The following is a 25,171-nucleotide window of genomic DNA, read 5'->3' as shown; positions in this document are numbered from 1 at the left end:
TTATTTTATAAAACCTACACCTACTGTATTGTTGCTTTTAGGATCTATTAAAATAAATGATCCATTTGATTTGTTATTCTTATAAGAGTCAAAAGCTAATGGTTTACTTAACTTTATTTGTATGTCTCCTATTTGATTTAATACCAATTCTGATGGATTTTCTTCAATACCAGAAAAATCTGTTTTTATAATACTAGACAATTGTGTAATTTTTGCTTGTGCATCATTTACACCATGTTTTATATAATATTTTTGTGAAGCTTTTAAAGGCTCTTTATCCATCCAACAGATAGTTGCTGTTAATTCTTTAGCAATGGTTGGCTCTTCATTTACTTTTACCAACATATCTCCTCTACTTACATTTACGTTATCTTCTAACGTAATGGTAACAGAACTTCCTCTTTTTGCTTCTTGAAATTCTTTATCGAAAAAATTAATTGTTTTAATCTTAGATTTTGTTTGCGATGGTAACACTGCAACTTCATCTCCAACCGCTAAATCTCCTCCATACAATTTACCTGCGTAACCTCTAAAATCGTGGTATTCTTCTGTTTTTGGCCTGATAACTGTTTGTACAGGAAAACGGGTTTGAGAAGCATCATTAATATCTTCTACATCTAATTTCTCTAAGTGATGCATTAACGTTTCTCCTTTATACCAAGGTGTATTTTCAGATTTATGTACAACATTATCTCCTTGTAAAGCAGACATTGGAATAAACGTTAAATTCTGACCTTTATATTCACTTTTACTCGCTAAATACTCAATTTCATTTTTGATTGTATTGTATTTCTCTTCAGAAAAATCAACTAAATCCATTTTATTAATTGCAATTACAACATCTTTAATTCTCAATAAATTATTGATAAAAAAGTGTCTGTATGTTTGTTCTATAACTCCGTTTCTTGCATCAATTAAAACAATAGAAGCTTGTGCCGTAGAAGCACCAGTAACCATATTTCTTGTATACTCAATATGACCTGGAGTATCTGCAATAATGAAACTTTTTGATGGTGTAGAAAAATAAATATGTGCTACATCAATAGTAATTCCTTGTTCACGTTCTGCAACTAAACCATCAGTTGCTAAAGAGAAATCTAAATAGTCAAAACCTCTTTGTCTACTTTTTTCTTCTATCGCTTCTAATTTATCGTCTGTTAATGATTTTGTATCGTATAAAATACGACCAATTAAGGTACTCTTACCATCATCTACACTTCCTGCTGTTGCTATTTTTAATACTTTCATTTTTTATCAGCTGTTCGCTATTGGCCTTTGGCTTTTAGCTTAATTTGTATTCATTTTTAATACTTACAAAGCGATTAAATTTTGTAAGGTGTTTGCAAATAGTTGCGTTAGGGATTGAAACGACATCCTTTTTTTGTTTTTTCAAAAAAAGATATAGTGGAAAGCCCGTTAAAACGCCCAAAGTATTCTAAAAATACCCTTGTTGTTTACGTTTTTCCATTGCTGCTTCAGAACGTTTATCATCTATTCTTGCACCTCTTTCTGAAATGGAAGAATCTCTAATTTCTTCTACAACTTTTGCAATATCGACTGCGTCGGATAAAACTGCCGCTGTACAACTCATATCTCCTACAGTTCTAAAACGAACCATTCTTTCTTCTACAACTTCTTCTTCATCTCTAAAAACAACAGCATCATCTGCAGACCAAATCATTCCGTCTCTTACAAATATTTTTCTCTTATGTGCAAAATAGATTGATGGAATTTCGATGTTTTCTTGTTCTATATAAGACCAAACATCTAATTCTGTCCAGTTAGAAATTGGAAAAACACGTACATTTTGTCCTAAATCGATGCGTCCGTTTAACATATCGAAAACTTCTGGACGTTGGTTTTTTTCATCCCACTGACCAAAATCATCTCTTACAGAAAAAATTCTTTCTTTAGCTCTTGCTTTTTCCTCATCTCTTCTTGCTCCACCAATACAAGCATCAAAACCAAATTCTTCAATAGCGTCTAATAAAGTTTCTGTTTGCAACATATTTCTACTGGCATATCTACCAGTTTCTTCTTTTACTCTACCAGAATCTATATTGTCTTGTACATTTCTTACAATTAACTCAACACCTAATTCTTTTGCTAATCTGTCTCTAAATTCAATCGTTTCAGGAAAATTATGACCTGTATCGATGTGCATTAAAGGGAAAGGAATTTTTGCTGGATAAAATGCTTTTTGCGCTAAACGCACTAAAGTTATACTATCTTTTCCTCCAGAGAATAATAAAACAGGCTTTTCGAACTGCGCTACTACTTCTCTAAAAATATAAATTGCTTCACTTTCTAAAGCATCTACTTGTATTGTTGTATTACTCATAATTATCTTTTTAGATGTGTAAACCACATTCTCTGTTACTTTCTACTTTTGTTGGATCGAAATATGTAAACTCGTTTGGTAAATTTTGTTCTACTAAATAAGCATCTAATTGTTCATCTGTCCAATTATAAAAAGGACTCACTTTTACAATTCCATCCTTACTTACAGAAACAACATCGATACTATTTCTAAATGCAGTTTGACCTTTTCTTAAATTTGTAAACCAAACATCTGGTTGATGCTCTTTCATTGCTCTTGTAAACGGCTCTAGTTTTACCTGTTCTGTAAATAAAACATGTTTTGGATCTTCTATAGAAGGAACTCCTAAAACTACATTTCTGTGAGCAGCTGTTTGTTTTGGTGTATATAACTGAATGTTTAAATCCAGTTTTTTGATAATTTCTTCTGCATGCTTATAAGTCTGCATTGTATTATAACCGGTATCACACCAAATTACTTTGATATCTTTTTGCACATCCGTAACTGCTTTTAAAATAGCAACTTCATATGGTCTGAAGTTGGTAGTAATTACTGGATTTTTCGCAAAAGAAATAGCCCAAGCTATAATTTCTGCTGGACTTTTACCTTTTAATTCTCCGTTTATTTGTTCTAAGTCTAAACTCATTACTTTCCCCATTTTACTTTATTCCATACTCTCTCGTGTAAGAAGTATAAAACTAATTTTGTTAAAAAATCTACCGAAGCAATTGATGCTGCTAACGTAAACTCACCAGTTACATAATAAGATACCACTAAAGTATCTACAGTACCAACAACCCTCCAGCTTAGTGCTTTTAGCACACTTCGTAAAGGTTTTTCAGAAGACTTATCTTCTTCAAAACCTTTACTCTGTGCTTTTTTGCTAAAAATGATTTGGTCTAAAATCATAAAAAAAATTAATTCAAATAATTATCCTACTGCTTTAGTAGGGTATGCAAACATACTTCAAAACTTTCTAATAGGTCGAGAAAAATTGTTAATAATTTCTAAAACCCTACATAATTAGTAGATTAATAAAAAAAAGGTAAAAAATTTAAAGATATTTCACTACTACAAGGTTGTAGTACTAATATATTTTCAAAACACTTTAAAAACATATCATTTACCAAGTGAATTTAAAAATTATAATCATCTTATAAACCTCAAAAAGTAATGAATCACGGTATCAATTATAAAAAAACCAAGAAACCTATTTAGAATTTAAAAAACTGGTATAAGCAGTAAGAGTAACAGCATAATATATCATCCTATACATCTACAAAAAACAGTTGGCATTCATTGAGGAAAACCAATAATCGAATAAACTCTACAGATAATTAAATGACACTTTATAAACATTTACTAAAAAATACATTTGAATAAGCAGGGGAAAAACTTATTAAAAAAGGAGGAAAACACCGTTGTTATAAATTTAAAATAATCTTTAATTAGCAACTATGAAAAATCAAAATACTTCCAAATTGAAAAAACTGTTTTCTATCATCACCTTATGTTTTATGTTTTTTAATCAACATTCATTTGCACAAGACATTAAAGTGCAGCTCATGAGAGTAACTAACAGCAAAAATAATGATCACAGTAAACTACCTTATTGGAGAGATTCTGGTGTTAGCAAAACTGGCAGACAAGATACCTATATCTCAATAATAAGTGAACCTGCAAAAGACAAGGTTAAGAGAGTTGTTTTTATCGCTGCTGGTCAACAAAGCGATGACCCAACGGGTAGTGATGGATTAACCACGGGTAATTACGGAAATGGATACACAAATGTACTTACAGGACAACCAAACAATTATAAAGAAGGTCTTAGACATAGCGATAACTTAGAAACTACAAGTAACTTAAATAACTCATCATTAGCTTCTAAACTCATCAAATCAGGAGAATTCCCAGAAGAATCAACACTTTTTGTATTAGCTTTTGACGCAAGACTTGGTTACTTCCAATCCGAGAATGAAACAAAGCGCAGAGAGACTGCGTTCTTTAATTTACTAACTTCAAAATTTAACCCTTCAAATGTGGAAGTCATTGTCTTGTCGGGGCAAAGTAGAGGTGGTGCACTTGCATTTCGACTTGGCAGCCGTTTAAGAAGTAATTCCACCTACACTAATATACCATTAATTGTGCAAGGTTATGATCCTGTAGCCGCAAACCCCGTATTGGCAAAAACTCCAAATTTACTATTCAAACTTCCTAACCTGATATTTAAAAGACAAATTGAAGAATATCTTCCTATTAATAGCAAAAATGACAAACTTAAAAACCCTAACGATTATAACAATAAATATTGTTGGAAAGTAAATATGGATGTAACATTTCCAACAGAAAAAAGAGATAATTTAAAAGTGTATATTGTTCATTCTGGAGACAAAGTTAGTGGAATTATAAGCGAAAGTATTCGTGCATTTGCATGGAAAGAAGAAAATACAGATCTTGGTTGGTACAAACAACATTGGCTAAATTTTGGGCACGAAGAAATGGGTGGATGTAATTTTTTTAATAATAGTGATTGTCTCTTTAAAACTGTAGAGTCCGGTTATCAGCATATTATTTATTCAATACCTACATTTAAATATGAGTTAAAAGAGAAAATTTATTCCTATCATTCTAAGCCAGTAGTTGGATATTTTAATACTGATTTGGAAGAATTAAAACCCATAAAGAAAATTGAGGGTTTAAAATCTGCTAAAAAAACCACAATCAAAAATGTTCAAAATAGAACAATATCAACGAATAATAAAACAAAATTAAAAAGCCTTAAAAGTAACACTATTACCCAAACAAAACCACATAGTTTAACAAGAAAAAAATATTTAGATATTATCTATTACGGTAAATGCGGTAATGGTAGTGATTGTTGGAGGACACATTTAAACGATAAAAACGGGAAATTTAATATAACTTCTTATGGTGATGATATGTGGTTTCAAGGAGATAAACCAGTTAATGCACCAGTTGCTGGTGATTTCAATAAAGACGGCTATACTGATATTGCTTATTATGGTAAGTGTAATAATGGTAGTGATTGTTGGAGAGTACATTTAAATGATAAAAACGGAAAATTTACTGTTACTTCTTACGGCGGTGATATTTGGTTCAAAGGAGACAAACCTGTTAGTGCTCCAGTTGCTGGTGATTTCAATAAAGATGGCTATACTGATATTGCTTATTATGGTAAGTGTAATAATGGTGATGATTGTTGGAGAGTACATTTAAATAATAAAAATGGAAAATTTACTGTTACTTCTTACGGTGGTGATATGTGGTTTCAAGACAACAAACCTGTTAGTGCACCAGTTGCTGGTGATTTCAATAAAGATGGCTATACTGATATTGCTTACTATGGAAAATGCGGTAATGGTGATGATTGCTGGAGAGTACATTTAAATGATAAAAACGGAAAATTTACTGTTACTTCTTACGGTGGTGATATGTGGTTTAAAGATGACAAACCAATCAACGCTCCAGTAGCAGGTGATTTCAATAGAGATGGTTATACCGATATTGCTTACTATGGAAAATGCGGTAATGGTGATGATTGTTGGAGAGTAAATTTAAATGATAAAAACGGGAAATTTACTGTCACTTCTTATGGTAGTGATATGTGGTTTAAAGGAGAAGATCCTGTTAGTGCTCCAGTTGCTGGTGACTTTAACAGAGATGGTTATACTGACATTGCTTATTATGGAAAGTGTGGTAATGGTGATGATTGCTGGAGAGTACATTTAAATGATAAAAACGGGAAATTCACTATTACTTCTTACGGCGGTGATTTGTGGTTTAAAGAATGAAATAATTATATATAACCTAAGTAAAAAAAGTTATTCAGAATTGAAATTTAATAAAAAATCTCAGATCATTTATTGACCTGGGATTTTAATTATTTAACAGACCATATAAATATCAAAAACAAACTTAAGCCGTATATCATTAATAACAAATCTTCGTCTACTTACAAAAATACAGTTGAAATAGGTATTCTTGTTTCGATAAACAGAGAAAAATTAAGCGTTAACAAAAATAAAATAGCAAGAATTTACTTGTTTTATTTGAAGTTGCATAAATCTGCAAGTGTTGTATTTTTAAAAATCTGTAAAGAACTATCTCTTACTTTAGCCATTAATTTATGAACAGCACAAGCATTTTCATCAGGACAATCAGCACACTTTTCATAAAAATTTAAACTAACACAGGGAACCATAGAAATAGGACCATCTAAAATTCTCATAACTGTAGTCATTTGTATTTCTGCAGGTTCTTGTAGAAGATAATAACCTCCACCTTTTCCTTTTTTAGAGGCTAACAATCCGTTTTTACGTAGAATTAACAAAATACTTTCTAAAAATTTTAAAGAAATACTTTCACTTTTAGAAATTGTGGCAATAGAAACAGGTGTTTTATCTTCTTGTCTTGCCAAATAGGTAAGCGCCTTAATTCCGTATTTTGTTTTCTTTGATAGCATATAACAAAATTACATAATTTAATGTAATTACCATACTAAAATAGTAGGATAAACTTCTAAGAGTAAAAAAAAAGGATGAATTCAATAAATAAAATTACACAAATCTTTAATTGTTTTAATTTATTAAATGTTCATATGTATTCTCAAAGAGAACATTTGTTCCCCTAAAAATAGTTTAAGATATAGATATTTACATAAATCCAAAATTCTAAACGTATGATTAAAAAAATTACAATTCTTTTTTTTATTTCCTTTCTTATTTTAATAGGAATGAATAAAACAAATGCCCAAAGTAATATTAAATATGGAGATGATTATATCGTTTTTGAGGCAGAAGACACAAATACACCTCTTGGAAATAACTGGAAAGTTATAAAAGAAGGAGACACCAATTATTTAGATGAAGATTTTTACAATGTAAAAGCAAGTTCTCCTTCACCAATGAACAAAACTTATTTTCAATATACTGGACCTTGGCAAGGCGCTAATAGCGAATTAGAATATAATTTTACATGCCCTAAAACAGGAACATATCAACTAGCTATGCGCATGAGTTCTCCTTTAGAAGAATATACCGGAACTGGCAAAAAGTTTACAATACGTACACTTCCAGATGGAACTGAAGTAAAGTGGGAGCTAGCTGATGCCAGAAATGATATTTACGTAAAGATGGAAGGAAACTTTACCAGTGGTAATGCTAAACATACAGAATCTGATTTAAGAACTTTTCATAAAATGTTTGGTAGAGGACCTAATAGATGGGGAACTTGTATAAACCTAGAACACAATGGTAGTAATGGTGCTTTTTATAACTTTATAGAAGGTGAAACATATACTTTCTATTTAAAAGGAAGATCAAACAGTACTATTATAGATTATATCGCTTTTTATGACACCTCATACTTAGCACACAATATCAATAACCAAGGTCCGGATTTAGCCATTCAACTGCCAGAAGAAATTCGTCCTTACGAAACTCTTATAGCTTTAAGTTTAACCCCAAATCCAGGAAACGTTAGAGCCGGTACAAACACAACAAAATTAAACGTAATTACAACCCCTACAAATGCAAACAATAACGTAACATGGTCTTCTTCGAATGCTGCAATTATTTCTATTGATGCTAATGGAATATTAACTGCTAAAGGCAACGTAGCCGAAAAAGCTACAATAACTGCAACTAGCTTAGTTAACAATACATTAATAGCAACAAGTGAAATAACAATTATAGACTTTTTTGACGTAGATGTAGCATCGCTTAATGTTACACCATCAGCAGCTAATATTGTTGTTGGAGGAACTATAACTTTTACAACAGCAGTTCTACCAAATAATGCAGATGATAAGTCTATTACTTGGTCTAGTTTAAATGAAGAAATAGCAACAGTAGATCAAAATGGAGTAATTACAGCTCTTTCAGCTGGTATTGTAACTATTAGAGCAACTTCTAATGAGAATACTTCTATTTACGGAGAAGCTACGCTACAAATAGGAGAGAACATTCCGCAATCAATTGCTTTTGATGATATTGATAAATATAGAAATAGGACTTATAGAAGCGAAGGAACTATGGAGGTTACGCTAAACTATCATGCAGGTTCATTTAAAACAATTAAAGATCCAATAATTCTTAAATTAAGACATATTCATAAAGATAACGGCTGGAATATAGTGAAAGATATTACCTTAAACTTAGATGAAACAGTAGGTAAAGAATCAGGAACAATAACTGTTGACATTCCATTAACCGGTGTTACACCCACAGCAGATTTATCAACTGACGATTTTTATTATCTTTTTGTTAAAGCTACAAATAGCAATGGTGACAAAAAAACACAAGGAATAGAACCAATTATTATATTAGAAAAAACACTTTCAACTAAAGATATTTTATCTAGTACAATATTTAGAACATACCCTAACCCTACTAAAAATGCTGTGTTTATTGAAACTAATTTTGCTGAAAATTTATTTGCAAATATTTATAATATCAATTCTAAACTTGTAAAATCTAAAGAAATTTCAAAAATAGACAACAAGATAAATACATCTAACTTTAGACCTGGAGTCTACTTTATTCAATTAAAAAGCAAAAATAAAACGATTGCAACTAAAAAATTAATTATTTTAAAATAACCATCGCTTAAAAATGAAACATACAATAAATATCTTTTTCATCGTTTTTACATTCTATTTTTCTCCAATTTTTGGACAATCAAAAATTACAATAGATTATAAAACTAAACGATTTGTAGGAGAATCATCAAGCTTTAATAGAGACAAATATTTTAATATTCACTCTAAATTTAATAAACCAGACAAAGAACTTTCTGAGTTTATTAGTACGTATAATATTAGATCCGATTATAGAGGTTCTAGGGGATTAGGAAATCCTATTGCAAGAATAAAAAAGGGGAAGTTTCCGAAAATTAAAAAATTGCATAGCGGAATTAGAGATGTAAATGGCCATGTAGATTCTGGTAGAGCTAAATATGTTTTTTATCAAAAAGAAATAGATTATAGCCTTACGGATGTTACAGAATTTTCTAATAATGCCGCAGATTTTGCAGTTGATTATTATCGCTATCAGGAAGATAATGTACCTAAGTATTTTGAACCTTTTAATGAGCCAATGGTGCATGCAAATGATTTTTATCCAAAGAAAAACAATAAAAAATATGATAAAGAAAAGATTGATAAGATCATTACCAAAATGTGCGAATTTCATAGAGATTTAGGTAAAAAGGTACATGCTGCATCAGAATTAAAAAACATGAAAATAATGGGTTATGCTTCGGCTTTTCCCGAATTTGAAAGCAAAGACTTTTATGTTTGGAATACACGTTACAAAAAGTTTATTGACATAGCAGGTGAAGAAATGGACTTATTTTCTGTGCATCTTTATGATGGAAGTGGAAATGTTAACAATGCAGGTGGTCGTAGATCTGGCTCTAATTCAGAGGCCATTTTAGATCTAATTGAAGCATATAGCTATAAAAAACTACATGTTGTAAAACCAATTGCGGTAACAGAATTTGGCCGTTTGGTACAAGATCAACCTAATTTTCCAGATACACGTAATTTTGAACCTGTAGAAAATTCGCAAGCGGTACGTTCTCAAATTCACATGCTTATGAATTTTATTGAAAGAGGTGATGATATTGAACTTACCATACCTTTTTCTACTGGTAAAGTAAAACCTACTTTCCGTTTTTCTAAAGCTTCTTTATGGAATAAAACGGAATCTGGTGAGTGGGAATTTACCCCAAGAAAATACTATTTTGAAATATGGAAAGACGTAAAAGGAGATAGAGTTGCCTTTAATTCTGCAAATATTGATGTACAAACGCAAGCTTTTGTAGATGGAAAAAATTTATATGTGGTTTTAAATAATTTAAATGATGAAACGCAACAAGTAAATTTAGAAGTAGTGAATTCTAAAAATTTAAAAAATACGGAAATTAAGAGGTTAAATATTTTTAGAGATAAAGTACCAGAATTAACTATTGAAAAGCAAAAAGAGGCTCCAAAGAACATTAAGATTGCTTATGGAGAAACCATAGTTATTACCTATAACTTTAAAAAGAAAATTAAATTTGAGAATACGATACATAGTAAAAAATACTATACAGATACTTATTTAACAAATATTAAAGCAAATACATTTTCTAATTTTACTTTTAAGAATGTAAAAAAAGGTAAAGGAAAAGCTACATTAAGAATTAGTATTGGAAGAGATAAAAATGCATCGTTAATGCCAATTGTAGAGGTTAATGGAAAACCAGTAACTATAAATACGGATATTATTAGAGGCTACAATCAACATAATAGAAAACAGTTTTTTGGAACTTTAGAAATACCTGTTGATATTAATATCTTAAAAGAAGGTGAGAATAAAATTGCTGTAAAATTTACAGATAATGGTGGGCAAATTAGTTCTGCTATTCTTCAAGTTCAAACTTTAGAAAAATAAATCTTTAAACGAATAAAGTCAAACTCAAATTTTTATTACTGAGTTTGACTTTTTGTTTTTATTCAGCAAAAATATTAATCTGTAGTATGTGATTTTTCTAAAGCATAAAAAGTAGCTTGTACATAATCATCTGCATCTCCAGTGTTATTCTGATTATAAACTCCTGCTTTAAAATACATGTATTGTCCGCCATTATTATAACCGCTATTTAGCATATTTACGGTTTTAACAACATCTGCTTTACCTTCTCTTATAATTGTAACCGTTAGATCATCTCCAACAACTTTAATGGTATAGCTAAACTTTTCATTAAGTGCAATTCCATCAGAAGGATTTGAAGCAGAACTATCTTTAGAACCAATCATTTCATGCCATTGTTCAGTTCCACTTCCTTCTGCAGGTTCGTGTGCAAAATAAATAGAACCCAAAGTATTACCTGCTAATTTCCTATAATAAAGACGGATAGGTTCATCATCATTTGCATGAATTTGGCCAACAATAACACGTCCTTGTTGACCAGAATCACCTGTAGTTGTTACATGATTTACAGCAAGTGTTGCAGACATTTCTCCGTCATAACTTGCAGCGGCAGTTATATCTGCTTGCGGAGCAGTACTAAAAACCCAATTATTTTTATTAACTCCTTTGGTATCTATGCTTGTATTGGTTCCTCTTAACATTTCGCGAAACTCAACTCTAGTATAACTTGTACCTGTAGATGTTTTAAACCCATTAACCGGACACTTAAAAACCATTCCTCCATCATCTGCAGTATAAAAATATTTACTATTTTCATATTCGCTATTAATTTCGCTTACCGTAATTGTTTTTGCAGTTCCATTCCCTTTATTCTCTGGTATACTTAAATTCCAAGTAGCTAAATCAAAATTTTGTGAAGGTGCTTTACTTGCATCTAATTCTCCTGAAGTTTCTTCTCTAGCAGCTTGTGTAATTGTTAAAGATTCTGATAAATCACCGCTAACTACAGTAATAATGCCTGTACGCCTATTAAATGCGGTATTTGTAGCTACAGAAACCTGTATAGTTCTATTATTGGTTCCGCTTGTTGGTGTAATAGTAATCCAGCTATTATTATTACTCGTGTACCAATAGGCATTCGCAGTTACCTCAACGGTTTGTGTTTCTTGACTTGCAGAAAATTCAGAAAGCGTAGATAATGACAAAACATCTAATACCTCCTCTTTGGAATCTGCGGAGCTGCAAGAAAAAAAAGATAAAAATAATGAACCAAGAAACAATAATCTGAAAGAAATTTTCATAAAAATAATGACATTAATAATTGAATTTTTAAAAGTACAAAATTGGTTAACCAATTTAAGGTAATTTTAAATAAAATTATTATTTAATTAAATAAAGAGATTAAAACCAACTCTTTAAACAATTAAAATATCTATTATTAATTATTATCTAAAGCTTGTTTTAAATCAGCAATAATATCATCTGCATGTTCTAAACCAACAGAAACTCTTACCAAACCATTTGTAATACCAACTTCTAATCTATCTTCTTCAGACAAACGTCCGTGAGTTGTAGAAGATGGATGCGTAACAATAGTTCTTGTATCTCCTAAATTAGCAGACAATGAACACATTTTTATAGCATCTAAAAATTTTCTTCCGGCTTCAATTCCCCCTTTTATTTCGAAAGCAACAATGTTTCCACCTAATTTCATTTGGTTTTTAGCTACTTCATATTGAGGATGTGATTTTAAAAACGGATATTTTACAAACTCTACATTTTCATTATCTTCTAAAAACTGAGCAACTTTTAAAGCATTTTCGCAATGTTTTTCTACTCTTATTGATAGTGTTTCTAAACTTTTAGACAACACCCAAGCATTAAAAGGAGACATTGCTGGACCCGTATTTCTTGCAAACAAATAGATTTCTCTTAATAAATCTGCTCTACCAACCGTTACACCACCTAAAACTCTTCCTTGACCGTCAATTAATTTTGTTGCAGAATGAATTACTAAATCTGCACCAAATTTAATTGGCTGTTGTATATAAGGTGTAGCAAAGCAATTATCAACAATAAAAATAAGATTGTGTTTTTTAGCAATTTTCCCAATCAACTCTAAATCTAAAATATCTACAGCTGGGTTTGTTGGCGTTTCTATATAAAGAACTTTTGTATTTTCTTTAATCAAACTTTCAATTAAATCTACTTCATCAACTTTAAAATAAGAAGTTTCAATATTCCATTTTGGTAAATATTTAGTAAACATTCCATGTGTTGATCCAAAAACAGATCTACAAGAAACAATATGATCTCCAGCACTCAACAAAGCTGCAAATGATGAAAAAATAGCAGCCATTCCTGTAGCAAAAGCATACCCTGCCTCTGCTCCTTCCATTGCCACAATTTTGTCTACAAATTCTGTTGTATTTGGATTTGTAAAACGACTATATAAATTACGTTCTTTTTCTTCTGCGAAGGATGAACGCATGTCTTCTGCATCGTCAAAAACAAAACTAGAGGTTAAATATAAAGGTGTAGAATGTTCAGAAAACTGACTTCTTTCTGTTTGACTTCTAATTGCTTCTGTTTCGAAATGTTTGCTCATTGTAATTATTAGATTGTTAGACCGCTTTCGCTTTTAGAATCAAGAGCCAAGACAAAAATTGATAATTCTCTTATTTTTTCGTCTTGATTCTTGTCTCTTTTTAATATTGTTTCTTTTTTTAAATCGTGATTGACTGAAATACTGCCAACTGAAAACTGCTTACTATTATTTAATTATTATGTTTTGCTAATCTTAATATATCTCCAAAAACCCCTCTTGCAGTTACACTTGCTCCCGCTCCTGCTCCTTGAATTACAATTGGCTGTTCTCCGTAAGATTCTGTGTAAATTTCAAAAATTGCATCAGAACCTTTTAAAGAACCTAAAGGAGTACTTTTATCTGTAGAAACTAATTTTACTTCTAATTTCCCTTTATTTTGAGATAAATCTCCACTTAATTCACCAATATAACGTAAAACATGGTTTTCCTCTTGATTTTCTTTTAATTTTTGATATTCGTCATTCAATAATTCTAAATTCCCTAAGAAATCTTTAACAGAACCGTTTCTTAAATTCTCTGGAATTAAATTCTTAATTTCAACCTCATCAAACTCATTTTCTAATTCTAGTTCTCTTGCTAAAATTAATAATTTTCTAGCAACATCATTTCCTCCTAAATCTTCACGAGGATCTGGCTCTGTAAATCCTTTATCAATTGCTTCTTGCAAGGTTTTAGAAAAAGGAACATTTTCCGCAGAAAAAGTATTGAATAAATAACTCAAACTTCCAGAAAACACCCCTCTAATTTTGGTGATATTCTCTCCTGATTCATGTAATAAACGAATCGTATCAATTAATGGTAAACCTGCACCAACATTGGTTTCGTACAGATATTGTTTTTTATATTCTTTTAACTTCGCTCTTACTTCTTTGTAAAAATCGAACGATAATGTATTGGCTATTTTATTACAAGAAACCAAATCGAAACCAGCTTCTATAAACGGAATGTAATTACTTACAAAATTGACACTTGCGGTATTATCTACTGCAATTAGATTTTCGAAATGATTTGCTTTTGCAAAAGCGATGATATCATCTACAGTTACATTTTCTTCTCCGTTTTCTAATAGATTTTGTTTCCAATTTTTAGAAACCCCGTTTTTATTTAGCAATACTTTTTTAGAATTTGCTACGGCAAAAACATTCAGTTGAATTTTTCTACGTTCTAAAACAGATTGTGTATTTTCTATAATTTGATCAATTAACGTTCCGCCAACCAAACCTTTCCCGAAAACAGCAATGTTTATTTTTTTAGTAACTCCAAAAACCTGACCATGAATTACATTTACGGCTTTGTGTAATTCGGTTTTTTTAACCACCAAACTCACATTTTTCCCAGTAACCGTGTTATTGAATAAAAGTGGTACTATTTGATTTTTGATTAATGCATTATAAGGGTGATGAAATTCGCTTAAATCTTGACCAATAATAGAAATCACCGCAACATTGCTTACTATAGAAATATGATTTACATCTTGCGAATAAAAATCATTTTCAAACTCTTTTTCTAAAGCAGAAACTGCTTCAACCGCTCTATCTGCATCAATAATAAAACCGATTCCTCTTTCTGACGAACCTTGAGCAATAATACTTACACTAATATTACGATCACTTAAAACCTTAAAAATACGAGCATCAACACCTACTTTACCCAACAAACCTCTACCTTCAAAATTTAGTAAAGCAACATTATCTATGGTAGCAATTGATTTTATTCCTTTTGCTGATGAAGATTCTGATGTAATTAAAGTTCCTTTATCTTCTTTATGAAATGTATTTAAAATTCTAAGGTTGATATTCTTCTCTAATAACGGAATAATGGTTTTTGCATGTAAAATAGTTGCTCCAAAATTGGCCATTTCATTCGCTTCTGAGAAAGATAGTTGCTCTATTTTTTTAGCATCTGCAACCAAATCTGGATTTGCTGTAAAAATACCACTAACATGTGTATAGTTTTGTAATTCATCTGCATCTAAATAATTAGCTAATAAAGCAGCAGTATAATTACTACCATTTCTACCTAAAGTAGTGGTTTCTCCTTTTTTGTTAGCTGCAATAAAACCAGAAACAACATTTATGGTATCGTTATTTTCTTTAAAATAGGTAATTACATTTTCTTTAGAAACCGCAGTAATAGGTTGTGCATTTCCAAAGTTTTCATCCGTAATAATTAAAGATCTAGAATCTACGGCATTTGCAGCAATATTTTCTTTCTCTAACAAACTTGCTACCATCTTTACAGATAACAATTCGCCTTGAGCTAAAACTTCATCCTTTATTTTATGACTATAATCACCCAATAAAGAAACACCTTCAAAAATGGTTTTTAATTTAGAAAATTCATCTAAAAAATCTACAGAACTATTTGGTTCTAATTGATATGCTTTAAACTTTTCAAACTTGGTTTTATACTCTTTTTTTGACGCTGCCTTATCTAAAATAGCTTCTAGCTCGTTTGTAGAATTCCCTCTTGCAGAGGCAACAACAGTTACCTTTATTCCGGCTTTATATTTACCTGCAATAATTTCTATTGCATTTTCTAATCCTTCACCATTGGCTAAAGATTTTCCTCCAAATTTTAAAATTTTCATCTTCTTTTCTCTATAATCTTTATTAAAAATAGGCTCAATAATTTTTTGCAACTGGTCATACTCCATCAAAAAAGCATCATGACCATGCACAGAATTTATTTCATTATACGTAACATTCTCTTTTGTTAACGCTAACTTTTTATGCGTTTCTCTGTTTTCTTCCGCAGTAAAAAACAAATCTGAATCCACACCTATAATATGAATATTGGCATTAATTTTATCTAAAATCTCAATATCTTTTTGTCCTCCAATAGTAACATCAATCGTTTTTAATAATTGATTCATTAACTTATATGAAGATAATTGATACCGTTCTTGCAATGATTTTCCGTGATGCAACAACCAACTTTCTACATCAAAAATATCTGAATCTTCTTTTTTAGATCGATGAAAACGCTCTTTAAAACTTTCTGGCGTTCTGTAACACAACATTGCGTGCATACGTGCATCATGCACAGGATTGCTAGAATTTACCAAAAATTGTTCTTGAATTTGACAATTGGCAATCAACCAATCTGTAGATTTCCAATCGGTTGCAATTGGTAAAAAATGTTGCGTTAAATTGTTGTTTAACACCATCATTTCCCAAGCAATTCCGCCACCTAAAGAACCTGCAATTAATGCAAATAATTTATCAATTTTTAAAATTGATAAACCTTCTAAAAATATCTTTGCAACATCTCTAGCGATAAAATCCTTGTAATTATCTATTAAAAATCTATCGAAACCGTTACCAGGAATATTAAATGATAAAATAGTATAAGTTTTAGTATTAATAGCCTTTTCATCTCCAACAATATCTCGCCACCAACCTTCTTTACCTGCAACATAAGAGTTACCAGTAAGTGCATGATTTACCAAAATAATAGGAGCTGTCCCTAAATCTTGACCAAAAACTTGATAGCTTAAATTCATTTCTGAGATTAAGGCACCTGATTCTGTAGTAAAATCTTTTATTTTGATATGTTGTAATGGATGTTCCAATTATAATTAAAATTAAACCTACAAGGTTTTAAAAACCTTGTAGGATTTTGTGTTATTATATTTTTGAAAAAGCTGCTGTTAAATCTGCTTTTAAATCTTCTAAATCTTCAATACCTACAGACAATCTAATTAAATCTTGACTTACACCTGCACTTGCTTGTGCTGCTTCATCTAATTGTTGATGCGTTGTACTTGCTGGGTGAATAATTAATGATTTTGTATCACCTATATTTGCTAATAAAGAGAATAATTTGGTATTATCAGCGATTGTTTTTGCTGCTTCAAAACCACCTTTTACTCCAAAAGTTACCAAACCACTTTGTCCTTTAGGCAAGTACTTATCTGCTAACGTTTTGTATTTATTACTTTCTAAACCAGGATAGTTTACCCAAGTAACCTCTTCTTGAGCTTCTAACCAAGTTGCTAAAGCCAATGCATTTTCTGAATGTTGCTTAATTCTAACTGGTAAAGTCTCTAAACCTTGAATGATATTAAATGCATTTGTAGGACTTAAAGCTGCACCAAAATCACGCAATCCTTCTAAAATTAATTTAAAAGTAAATGCTGCTGCACCTAAAGCTTCATGATATTTTAAACCATGGTACCCTGCAGAAGGCTCTGTAAATTCAGGGAATTTTCCGTTTGCCCAGTTAAAAGTTCCAGCATCAATAATTGCTCCTCCTAAAGAAGTTCCTTGTCCGCCAATATATTTTGTTAAAGAATGAATTACAAGATTTGCTCCATGTTTAATAGGATTTAATAATGCAGGTGTTGCCACAGTATTATCAACTATAAAAGGAACTTCTGCTGCTTTAGAATGTTCAGCAATTGCCTCTAAATCTAACACATCTAACTTCGGGTTTCCTAAAGATTCTACAAAAAATGCTCTTGTGTTCTCTTGAACTGCAGCTGCAAAATTATCTGGATTATCAGCATCTACAAACGTAGTTGTAATACCTAATCTTGGTAAAGTTACACTTAATAAATTATAGGTTCCACCGTATAAACTACTTGAGGCCACAATATGATCTCCTGCTTTTAAAAGCGTTAATAAACCCGTTGCAATTGCTCCTGTACCAGAGGCAAAAACTACGGCTCCAATTCCGCCTTCTACAGCCGCTAAACGATCTTGTAAAATTTGGTTTGTTGGGTTGTTTAATCGGGTATAAATAAAACCTAATTCTTTTAATGAAAAAAGGTTTGCAGCATGTTCTGAGTTGTTAAAAACGTATGATGATGTTTGGTAAATAGGAACTGCTCTTGTTCCTCCATTTTGTGTTACATCATGCCCTGCGTGTAGTGCGTTTGTTGCTAATTTGTGCGTACTCATTTTTCTATTTTTTTTGAGTTAATAAATAATTAAACCAAAAGTCGAATGCATCAAAAATTTGATGTACTTACTAGAAAAATGTTATTAAGAATTTTACAAATACACGGAAGTATAGTTGTTTTTTGGGTTATCTATCCAATTTCTGATAAATGAATCTGAAATTAAGTAGAATTTAGCACCTTCTTTTCCTCACGAAAAGGGTTGCTAAGGTTTCAACGGGTCTTTCCCTCCACCTTTCTTGATAACATTTCGATAAGTTATTGAACTTTCTGAATGCAAATATATGTTTAGAAAAATTTAATATCAAAGAAAAAAGCCATTTATTTTTTAGAAATATAAATATCATACTAAAAAGCCTTTGTTTAATAATTATCAAACAAATAGCAAACGGTAGTTTTACTTTTATTGATGATACCATAATAAAATATTATGCTGAAAAATTATGTTATTAGAATTTAAGCTGTAACTTTGCAAAGAATTTTAGAGGAAAAATTTGAACTGATTGCAACCTCTGACGCTGATTTATTTTTCAGCTGAAACAAAAAATGCTAAAGCAGTAATTTTCTACTACTTTTAGCGACTCATGCAATCTCTTTTTATTTTTCTTTAACCCTGTATTTACAGGAAAGACAAATTTTAAAGAAACCTTTTTACCTTGTATCAAGGAATCATTTTTAATATTATAAAAAAAGATTTATTATGTCATATTTATTTACCTCAGAAAGTGTTTCTGAAGGACACCCAGACAAAATTGCCGATCAAATTTCTGATGCTTTAATCGATAACTTTTTAGCATTCGACAAATCTAGTAAAGTTGCTTGCGAGACCATGGTTACAACCGGTCAAGTATTTTTAGCAGGAGAAGTAAAATCTAAAACGTATTTAGATGTACAGAAAATTGCTAGAGATGTAATTAACAAAATTGGGTATACCAAAGGTGCCTATATGTTTGATGGAAACTCTTGTGGAGTTTTATCTGCAATCCACGAACAATCTCCAGATATTAACCAAGGTGTTGATAGAGCAAACCCAGAAGAACAAGGAGCAGGAGACCAAGGAATGATGTTTGGTTATGCTACTGATGAAACTGAAAACTACATGCCTTTGGCGTTAGAACTTTCTCATAGATTGTTAATTGAATTAGCAGCTTTACGTAGAGAAAATAAAGATATTCCTTATTTACGTCCAGATGCTAAATCTCAAGTTACTATTGAGTATTCTGATGACAATGTACCGCAAAGAATTGATGCTATTGTAATTTCTACTCAGCATGATGATTTTGACAAGTCTGATGACGTAATGTTAGCAAAAATTAAAAAAGATATTGTAGAAATTTTAATTCCAAGAGTGGTTGCAAAATTACCTGAGCATCTTCAAAAATTATTTACAGACAACATTACCTATCACATTAACCCAACAGGTGTTTTTGTAATTGGTGGACCTCACGGTGATACTGGTTTAACTGGTAGAAAAATTATTGTAGATACGTACGGAGGAAAAGGTGCACATGGTGGTGGAGCTTTCTCTGGAAAAGATCCTTCTAAAGTTGATAGATCTGGAGCGTATGCTACAAGACATATTGCTAAAAACTTAGTTGCTGCCGGACTTTGTAAAGAAGTTTTGGTACAAGTTTCTTATGCAATTGGTGTTGCAAAACCAACAAGTATAAATGTTGAAACGTATGGTACAGCTACTGTTGATTTAACTGATGGAGAAATCAGCAAAAAAGTAGAAGCTATTTTTGATATGCGTCCTTATTTTATAGAAAAACGTTTAAAATTAAGAACACCTATTTATTCTGAAACCGCTGCTTATGGTCACATGGGAAGAACCCCAGAAGTAAAAACAGTTACATTTACAAATCCTATGGGAGAAACTACGAGCGAAGAGGTAGAAACTTTTACTTGGGAAAAATTAGACTATGTAGATGCAATTAAAGAAGCTTTCAAGTTGTAAAAACTTCTAAATAATAATTTAAAAAGCCTTTAGAATTTATTTTCTAAAGGTTTTTTTTATGCCCGTTTTATACCAAATAAACATCAAAATAACTGATTAAATTCATTTGGTATTACATGAACTATTTAAACTAAAAATAAAAAAAACCGCCTTGTAAATATTACAAAACGGTTTTATTAAAAAATATAAAATATAATTGAAAAAACTTTTTAGATACCTAATGCCTGACCACCACCAACTTGGATAGTTTCTGCAGTAATAAAAGCAGCATCTTTACTTGCTAAGAAAGCAACAACACCAGCAACATCTTCTGGCTGACCTAATCTTCCTAACATAATACTATTTGCCCAAGAAGCAAAAACTTCTGGCTTAGTAGCTTTAATTTGCGCATGGAAAGGAGTATCAATTGTACCCGGAGATACTGCGTTTACTCTAATACCATATTCTGCTAAATCTTTAGCTAATGCTCTTGTAATTGCATGAACTCCTGCTTTAGAAGTACCGTAGATTCCAGCTCCTGGTCCACCAGCGTTCCAAGCTGCATTAGACGTATAGTTAATAATAGAAGCATTATCACTTTTCTTAAGAAAAGGAATTGCTGCTCTAGAAGCAAAAAATGCTGAATCTAAGTTTAAAGCCATCACAAATCTGTAAAATTCAGTTGTCATTTCTTCAAATCTAGATCTACCACCTAAACCACCTGCATTATTAACTAACACATCTATGTGACCATATTTTTCACCAATTTTAGTGATGTTTGCTGTTACCTCTTCATCTTTTGTAACATCAAAACCGTAGTACTCAGCAGTAATCCCTTCAGCCGTTAATTCCTTAACTCTTTGTGCACCTGCTTCATCTTCTATACCGTTTAATATTACAGTATAACCATCTTTTCCTAATCTTTTTGCTACTGCAAAACCAATTCCTCCTGTTGCTCCAGTAATTACAGCAACCTTATTGTTTAATGTGCTCATTTTTTATTATTTTTAATTATTTTTTTATTTTTAGTCTTTACTTATTAACACTTAGAAATATTGTCTTTATTCTACAGATTTAATTTCTTTAGCGAAGTAATAGATTGCGCCTACTCCTAATGGAACAAAAATTGCAATCCCAACAAATACAGGTGTATAAGAAACTTTAGTTACTAAAGGAACAAGAAAGTTCATAATAATAACAGAAAATACACCAACCATACCACCTAATCCGGCTAACGAACCAACGTTTTTACCATTAAAGAAATCACTTGGTAAAGTTTGCACATTACCAATTGCAAATTGGAAACCAAATAATACTACAAATACAATACCTACAAAACGTTCTGGTGTATTACCAAATAATATGGTTGCTACTAAACCTAAGAACATTATTACACCACCAATTAAAATGGTATACTTTCTACCTTTATCTAAAGAGTTTGTTCTAGAAATAATTTGCCCAGAAACATATCCTCCGGCAATACTACCAATAGCAGCACCCACATAAGGTACCCAAGCAAACATACCTACTTCTTTTACATCAAATCCATAAACATCGAATAAATAGATAGGCATCCAACCTACAAATAACCACCATATTGGCTCTAAAAAGAAACGACCAACAACGATAGACCAAGCTTCTTTATGAGATAAAATTTCTTTTAACGTTAAACCTTTATCATCTTCTTTCGCATCACGATCTGCTTGACTTTGACCATCTAAAATGTATTTTTGCTCTTCTTTAGTTATCCAAGGATGTTTCTTTGGTCCTGCTTTATTAATAAGAAACCAAGGAATAATCCATAAAAGACCAAAAGATCCAACCACCATAAATGTAGTTCTCCAACCATAAGCTACAAAAATCATTGCAATAAATGGCGGTGCAATAACAGAACCAATAGAGGCGCCTGCATTAAACAAACCTTGTGCAATTGCACGTTCTTTAATAGGAAACCATTCTGCGTTACTTTTAACTCCACCTGGCCAGTTCCCTGCCTCAGACAAACCTAATGTACTTCTAAAAAATGCAAGACCTATAAAACCTCTAACTGTAGAATGTAAGAAAGAAGAAAGTCCCCAAATACCAATACTAATAACATAACCAATACGCGTACCTACTTTATCAAACAATTTACCAGAAAACAATTGCCCTAAAGCGTATGCTACCATAAAAATGTTAAGAATGTAACCGTAATGTTCTTTTGTTAAGCCTAAATCGTAAGAGATTGAACCTGGTAAGTTTTCGTTTCCCCACATTACAGCTAATGCACTTCTGTCAATGTAGTTAATTACCGAGGCTAAAAATATCAACCCAATAATAAACCACCTTAATCCTTTTACTTTCATATTTAATTATTTTAAGGTTAATCCTATTTAATTTTGGTTAACCAGTTTGGTTTACCAAATTTAACGCTTTTATACTAAAATCCTACTATTTAAACATTTATTTTTAAAATAAACACCTAAACAGTCTAATATCAAGTCATTAAGAGCAAAAAAATACTACTCTATATTATAACAATACATGTAGAGTTCTCTAAAGTGCTCTTTCATTTTTTGTTTTGCTAGTTGCGGGTTCTTGTCTTTGATTGCATCAAAAATAGCTTGATGATCCGTTATACCTCTTTGTGATAAGTTTGCATCACAGACATGATGTTTCTTAAAATTAGTAATAATCTCTGGAGTAATAATTAGCATAAAGGTATTCATTGTACTGTTACCACTGGCTTTTGCTATTGCCAAATGAAATAATAAATCCTCCTGAACAGCTTCTTCCCCATTATCTACTTTATTTTTATATGCTTGAAGCGCTTCATTTAACTGAAGTAAATCATCATCTGTTCTTCTTAAAGCTGCTAATCTTGCTGTTTTTAATTCTAATAATATTCTTGTTTCTACTAGTGATTTAAAATCTGATTTTTCTAAACGTAAGATATCATCTATCATTCCGTTCATTGCTACAACACCAATGTTTGCTACAAAGGTTCCACTTTGTGGAATTGACTTAAGAAGACCATAAAACTCTAGTTTTTGAATTGCTTCTCTTACATTACTTCTACTTACTTCAAATTTTTCTGAAAGCATTCTTTCTGAAGGCAACTTATCTCCAGGTTCTAAATTTTTATAATTAATAAGCTCTTTGATCCCTTTAATTATTAAATTTTGAACTTTTTGATTTTCATTTTTAGTAAGTACATCTAATTTCATTAATTGCTAATTTTATAGGTATATATGATTTTGAAATGTTAAATTAAAGAAAATTAATTCTAAATATTGATTTTTTTTGCGAAATTAAGATTTTATCCGAACTAATAACAGTTCGGATAAAACTTTAATTATATATTAACTTAATTACTATTTGAATACAAATATTAGTAACCAGGGTTCTGAGTTAAATTAGGCATTCTTTCTAATTCATCTCCAGGTAAAGGCATTAAGTAATCGTCTGCAGAAAAAGCAGCCTTAGCACCTTCTAAACCAGAAGCACTAAATGTAGTGGTACCAATTTTTCTTCTAGCAATGTCGTACCATCTTTTACACTCAAATGCTAATTCAAGTCTACGTTCTTCTAAAACATTATCAACGGTAACAGTTCCAGTAATATCTGCTGGTACAGAACTTGCTGCTACAGTAACAGCTGGTAAACCACCATATTCGGCTATACTTCCACCAGATCTTGCTCTAGCTCTAACTTCATTTAAATATGTAGTTGCTGAAGAGTTATCATTTATTTCTACAGCTGCTTCAGCAGCAATTAATAATACTTCTGCATAACGCATCATAGAATAGTTATGACTTGTTGCTCTACCATTACCACGAGCAAAGGCTCCAGGAAAACGACCGTATTTTGCAATGTAAGGACGCTGTTTAGCGAATTTGTGAAGAGAACCAGGAGCAATACCAAATTGAGTATAATCATATTGCATTTCTGTATCGGCTGTATCTGGATTATCATCATGATCTCCTTTAAAGACAGCCTTGTCTTCCATACTTACAGCTCTTCTGTAATCATTTGCATCCCAAGTATCATAAACCTTTAAAGCAGGAACTGCAACAGACCAACCTCCACCGTTTAAGATATTACCTCTAATACCTACCATTGGTGCTATTTGATCATATCCATTATTTGGAGCTTCAAAGTTATTGTAATCTAAAGCAAATATTGGTTCTTTTGAAGCATCTATTTTAGTAGCATCGAATAAGTCTTGAAAATTTGGTTCTAAATCTAATCCATAAGTTCCTTTCTTATTTATAACATCCTTAGCTTCTGTAAAAGCTTTTTGGTATTCACCAATTGTTAAATAAACTAAAGCTAAGTATGAACTTGCTGCAGATTTGGCAGGTATTGCTCTAGAAGCTTGTGTATTTGGTAACCATTGTTTTGCATATTCTAAATCAGAAATAATATTAGTATATACTTCAGAAACTGGAGTTCTACTTAAAGCAGTTGCGGCAGCTGCATCTGAAATAGGTGCGTCAATATAAGGAATGGCCCCAAATTGTCTTACTAAATGAAAGTAATAAAAAGCTCTAATAAAATATGCTTGAGCAGTAACAGGGTTTTTAAGTTCATCAGCAACATCTACATAAGAAGCTCCGTCAATTGCTAAATTAGCAGCTGCAATTCCTTGATATGTTTTTAACCAAAATTCACTAATCATTCCATTATCGGTTAAAGTAGTCATTTCATTATGCTCTCTTCTTCTTGATTCATCAGAAGCAAGATCTACCATATCAGAACGTAACATTAAGGCTATAGACAATTTTCTACCCCAAAACTTTTCATTAATAGCGTGAGTAAATGCACCGTCTACGGCTGTTTGTATATCTTTTGGAGTTTGAAAGAAACCATCTGGAGCTAATACTCCTACGGGTTCTTCAATTAAATCTGAACAACTTACTATTGATAAACTCATCAATAACAAGAATAAATATTTATATGTTTTCATATTCTATGTTTTTAAGTGATT

General features: G+C 31.3%; 17 protein-coding genes and 1 riboswitch. Of the genes, 4 read left to right on the top strand and 13 right to left on the bottom strand.

Going from position 1 to position 25,171, the window contains the following annotated elements; all coding sequences use genetic code 11:
- From JOP69_RS15015 to JOP69_RS15000, 4 genes are all read right to left on the bottom strand, one after another.
- Complete coding sequence (locus JOP69_RS15015; RefSeq protein WP_203391722.1) at positions 1-1,248, bottom strand: sulfate adenylyltransferase subunit 1; 1,248 nt, start codon at positions 1,246-1,248, stop codon at positions 1-3.
- 187 nt (positions 1,249-1,435) lie between these two features.
- Entirely contained in the window at positions 1,436-2,341 is a 906-nt protein-coding gene (gene cysD, locus JOP69_RS15010) for a sulfate adenylyltransferase subunit CysD (protein WP_203391721.1), read from the bottom strand.
- 10 nt (positions 2,342-2,351) lie between these two features.
- On the bottom strand, positions 2,352-2,966 hold the full coding sequence (locus JOP69_RS15005) for a phosphoadenosine phosphosulfate reductase family protein (protein ID WP_203391720.1): 615 nt from the start codon (positions 2,964-2,966) through the stop codon (positions 2,352-2,354).
- The gene (locus tag JOP69_RS15000; protein WP_203391719.1) at positions 2,966-3,229 is read right to left on the bottom strand and encodes a DUF2061 domain-containing protein; all 264 of its coding nucleotides are present in this window, start codon (positions 3,227-3,229) and stop codon (positions 2,966-2,968) included. Before JOP69_RS15000 ends, JOP69_RS15005 begins: the two co-directional genes overlap by 1 nt.
- Positions 3,230-3,885: 656 nt before the next feature.
- Here JOP69_RS15000 and JOP69_RS14995 point away from each other — a divergent pair.
- On the top strand, positions 3,886-6,132 hold the full coding sequence (locus JOP69_RS14995) for a VCBS repeat-containing protein (RefSeq protein WP_203391718.1): 2,247 nt from the start codon (positions 3,886-3,888) through the stop codon (positions 6,130-6,132).
- Positions 6,133-6,386: 254 nt separating this feature from the next.
- Here JOP69_RS14995 and JOP69_RS14990 read toward each other — a convergent pair whose 3' ends face one another.
- A complete protein-coding gene (locus tag JOP69_RS14990) occupies positions 6,387-6,803 on the bottom strand; it encodes an Rrf2 family transcriptional regulator (RefSeq protein ID WP_203391717.1) in 417 nt (138 codons plus the stop codon).
- Positions 6,804-7,019: 216 nt separating this feature from the next.
- Between JOP69_RS14990 and JOP69_RS14985 the strand changes: the two genes are divergently transcribed.
- Together JOP69_RS14985 and JOP69_RS14980 are read left to right on the top strand one after the other, a co-directional pair.
- Positions 7,020-8,939 carry an Ig-like domain-containing protein gene (locus JOP69_RS14985; RefSeq protein ID WP_203391716.1) on the top strand — a complete coding sequence of 640 codons (1,920 nt, stop codon included), beginning with the start codon at positions 7,020-7,022 and terminating at the stop codon, positions 8,937-8,939.
- 13 nt (positions 8,940-8,952) lie between these two features.
- On the top strand, positions 8,953-10,776 hold the full coding sequence (locus tag JOP69_RS14980) for a hypothetical protein (protein ID WP_203391715.1): 1,824 nt from the start codon (positions 8,953-8,955) through the stop codon (positions 10,774-10,776).
- 74 nt (positions 10,777-10,850) lie between these two features.
- Here the strand turns inward: JOP69_RS14980 and JOP69_RS14975 are convergent, their stop codons facing one another.
- The 4 genes from JOP69_RS14975 to JOP69_RS14960 form a co-directional block, all read right to left on the bottom strand.
- The gene (locus tag JOP69_RS14975) at positions 10,851-12,056 is read right to left on the bottom strand and encodes a polysaccharide lyase family 7 protein (RefSeq protein ID WP_252191128.1); all 1,206 of its coding nucleotides are present in this window, start codon (positions 12,054-12,056) and stop codon (positions 10,851-10,853) included.
- 137 nt (positions 12,057-12,193) lie between these two features.
- On the bottom strand, positions 12,194-13,363 hold the full coding sequence (locus JOP69_RS14970; RefSeq protein ID WP_203391714.1) for an O-succinylhomoserine sulfhydrylase: 1,170 nt from the start codon (positions 13,361-13,363) through the stop codon (positions 12,194-12,196).
- A 169-nt stretch (positions 13,364-13,532) separates the two neighbouring features.
- The gene (gene thrA, locus JOP69_RS14965; RefSeq protein WP_203391713.1) at positions 13,533-16,937 is read right to left on the bottom strand and encodes a bifunctional aspartate kinase/homoserine dehydrogenase I; all 3,405 of its coding nucleotides are present in this window, start codon (positions 16,935-16,937) and stop codon (positions 13,533-13,535) included.
- 55 nt (positions 16,938-16,992) lie between these two features.
- Entirely contained in the window at positions 16,993-18,267 is a 1,275-nt protein-coding gene (locus JOP69_RS14960) for an O-acetylhomoserine aminocarboxypropyltransferase/cysteine synthase family protein (protein WP_203391712.1), read from the bottom strand.
- Between the two features lie 124 nt (positions 18,268-18,391).
- Positions 18,392-18,515: riboswitch (SAM riboswitch) on the bottom strand.
- A 451-nt stretch (positions 18,516-18,966) separates the two neighbouring features.
- On the opposite strand from JOP69_RS14960, the gene metK reads away from it, so the two are divergent.
- Entirely contained in the window at positions 18,967-20,223 is a 1,257-nt protein-coding gene (metK, locus tag JOP69_RS14955; RefSeq protein WP_203391711.1) for a methionine adenosyltransferase, read from the top strand.
- Between the two features lie 209 nt (positions 20,224-20,432).
- Here metK and JOP69_RS14950 read toward each other — a convergent pair whose 3' ends face one another.
- The 4 genes from JOP69_RS14950 to JOP69_RS14935 form a co-directional block, all read right to left on the bottom strand.
- Positions 20,433-21,197 (bottom strand): SDR family NAD(P)-dependent oxidoreductase, encoded by a 765-nt coding sequence (locus JOP69_RS14950; RefSeq protein WP_203391710.1) that lies wholly within the window; start codon positions 21,195-21,197, stop codon positions 20,433-20,435.
- A gap of 66 nt (positions 21,198-21,263) precedes the next feature.
- Complete coding sequence (locus JOP69_RS14945) at positions 21,264-22,547, bottom strand: MFS transporter (protein WP_203391709.1); 1,284 nt, start codon at positions 22,545-22,547, stop codon at positions 21,264-21,266.
- Between the two features lie 156 nt (positions 22,548-22,703).
- Positions 22,704-23,408, bottom strand: a complete 705-nt coding sequence (locus tag JOP69_RS14940; protein ID WP_203391708.1) for a FadR/GntR family transcriptional regulator — start codon at positions 23,406-23,408, stop codon at positions 22,704-22,706.
- Positions 23,409-23,572: 164 nt separating this feature from the next.
- Positions 23,573-25,150, bottom strand: a complete 1,578-nt coding sequence (locus tag JOP69_RS14935) for a RagB/SusD family nutrient uptake outer membrane protein (RefSeq protein WP_203391707.1) — start codon at positions 25,148-25,150, stop codon at positions 23,573-23,575.
- Between the last annotated feature and the right edge of the window lie 21 nt (positions 25,151-25,171).

The sequence above is a fragment of the Polaribacter sp. Q13 genome, assembly GCF_016858305.2.
Classification (GTDB): domain Bacteria; phylum Bacteroidota; class Bacteroidia; order Flavobacteriales; family Flavobacteriaceae; genus Polaribacter.
The sequence above is the reverse complement of the archived record's forward strand: the minus strand, read 5'-3'. Positions and strand labels throughout refer to the sequence as shown.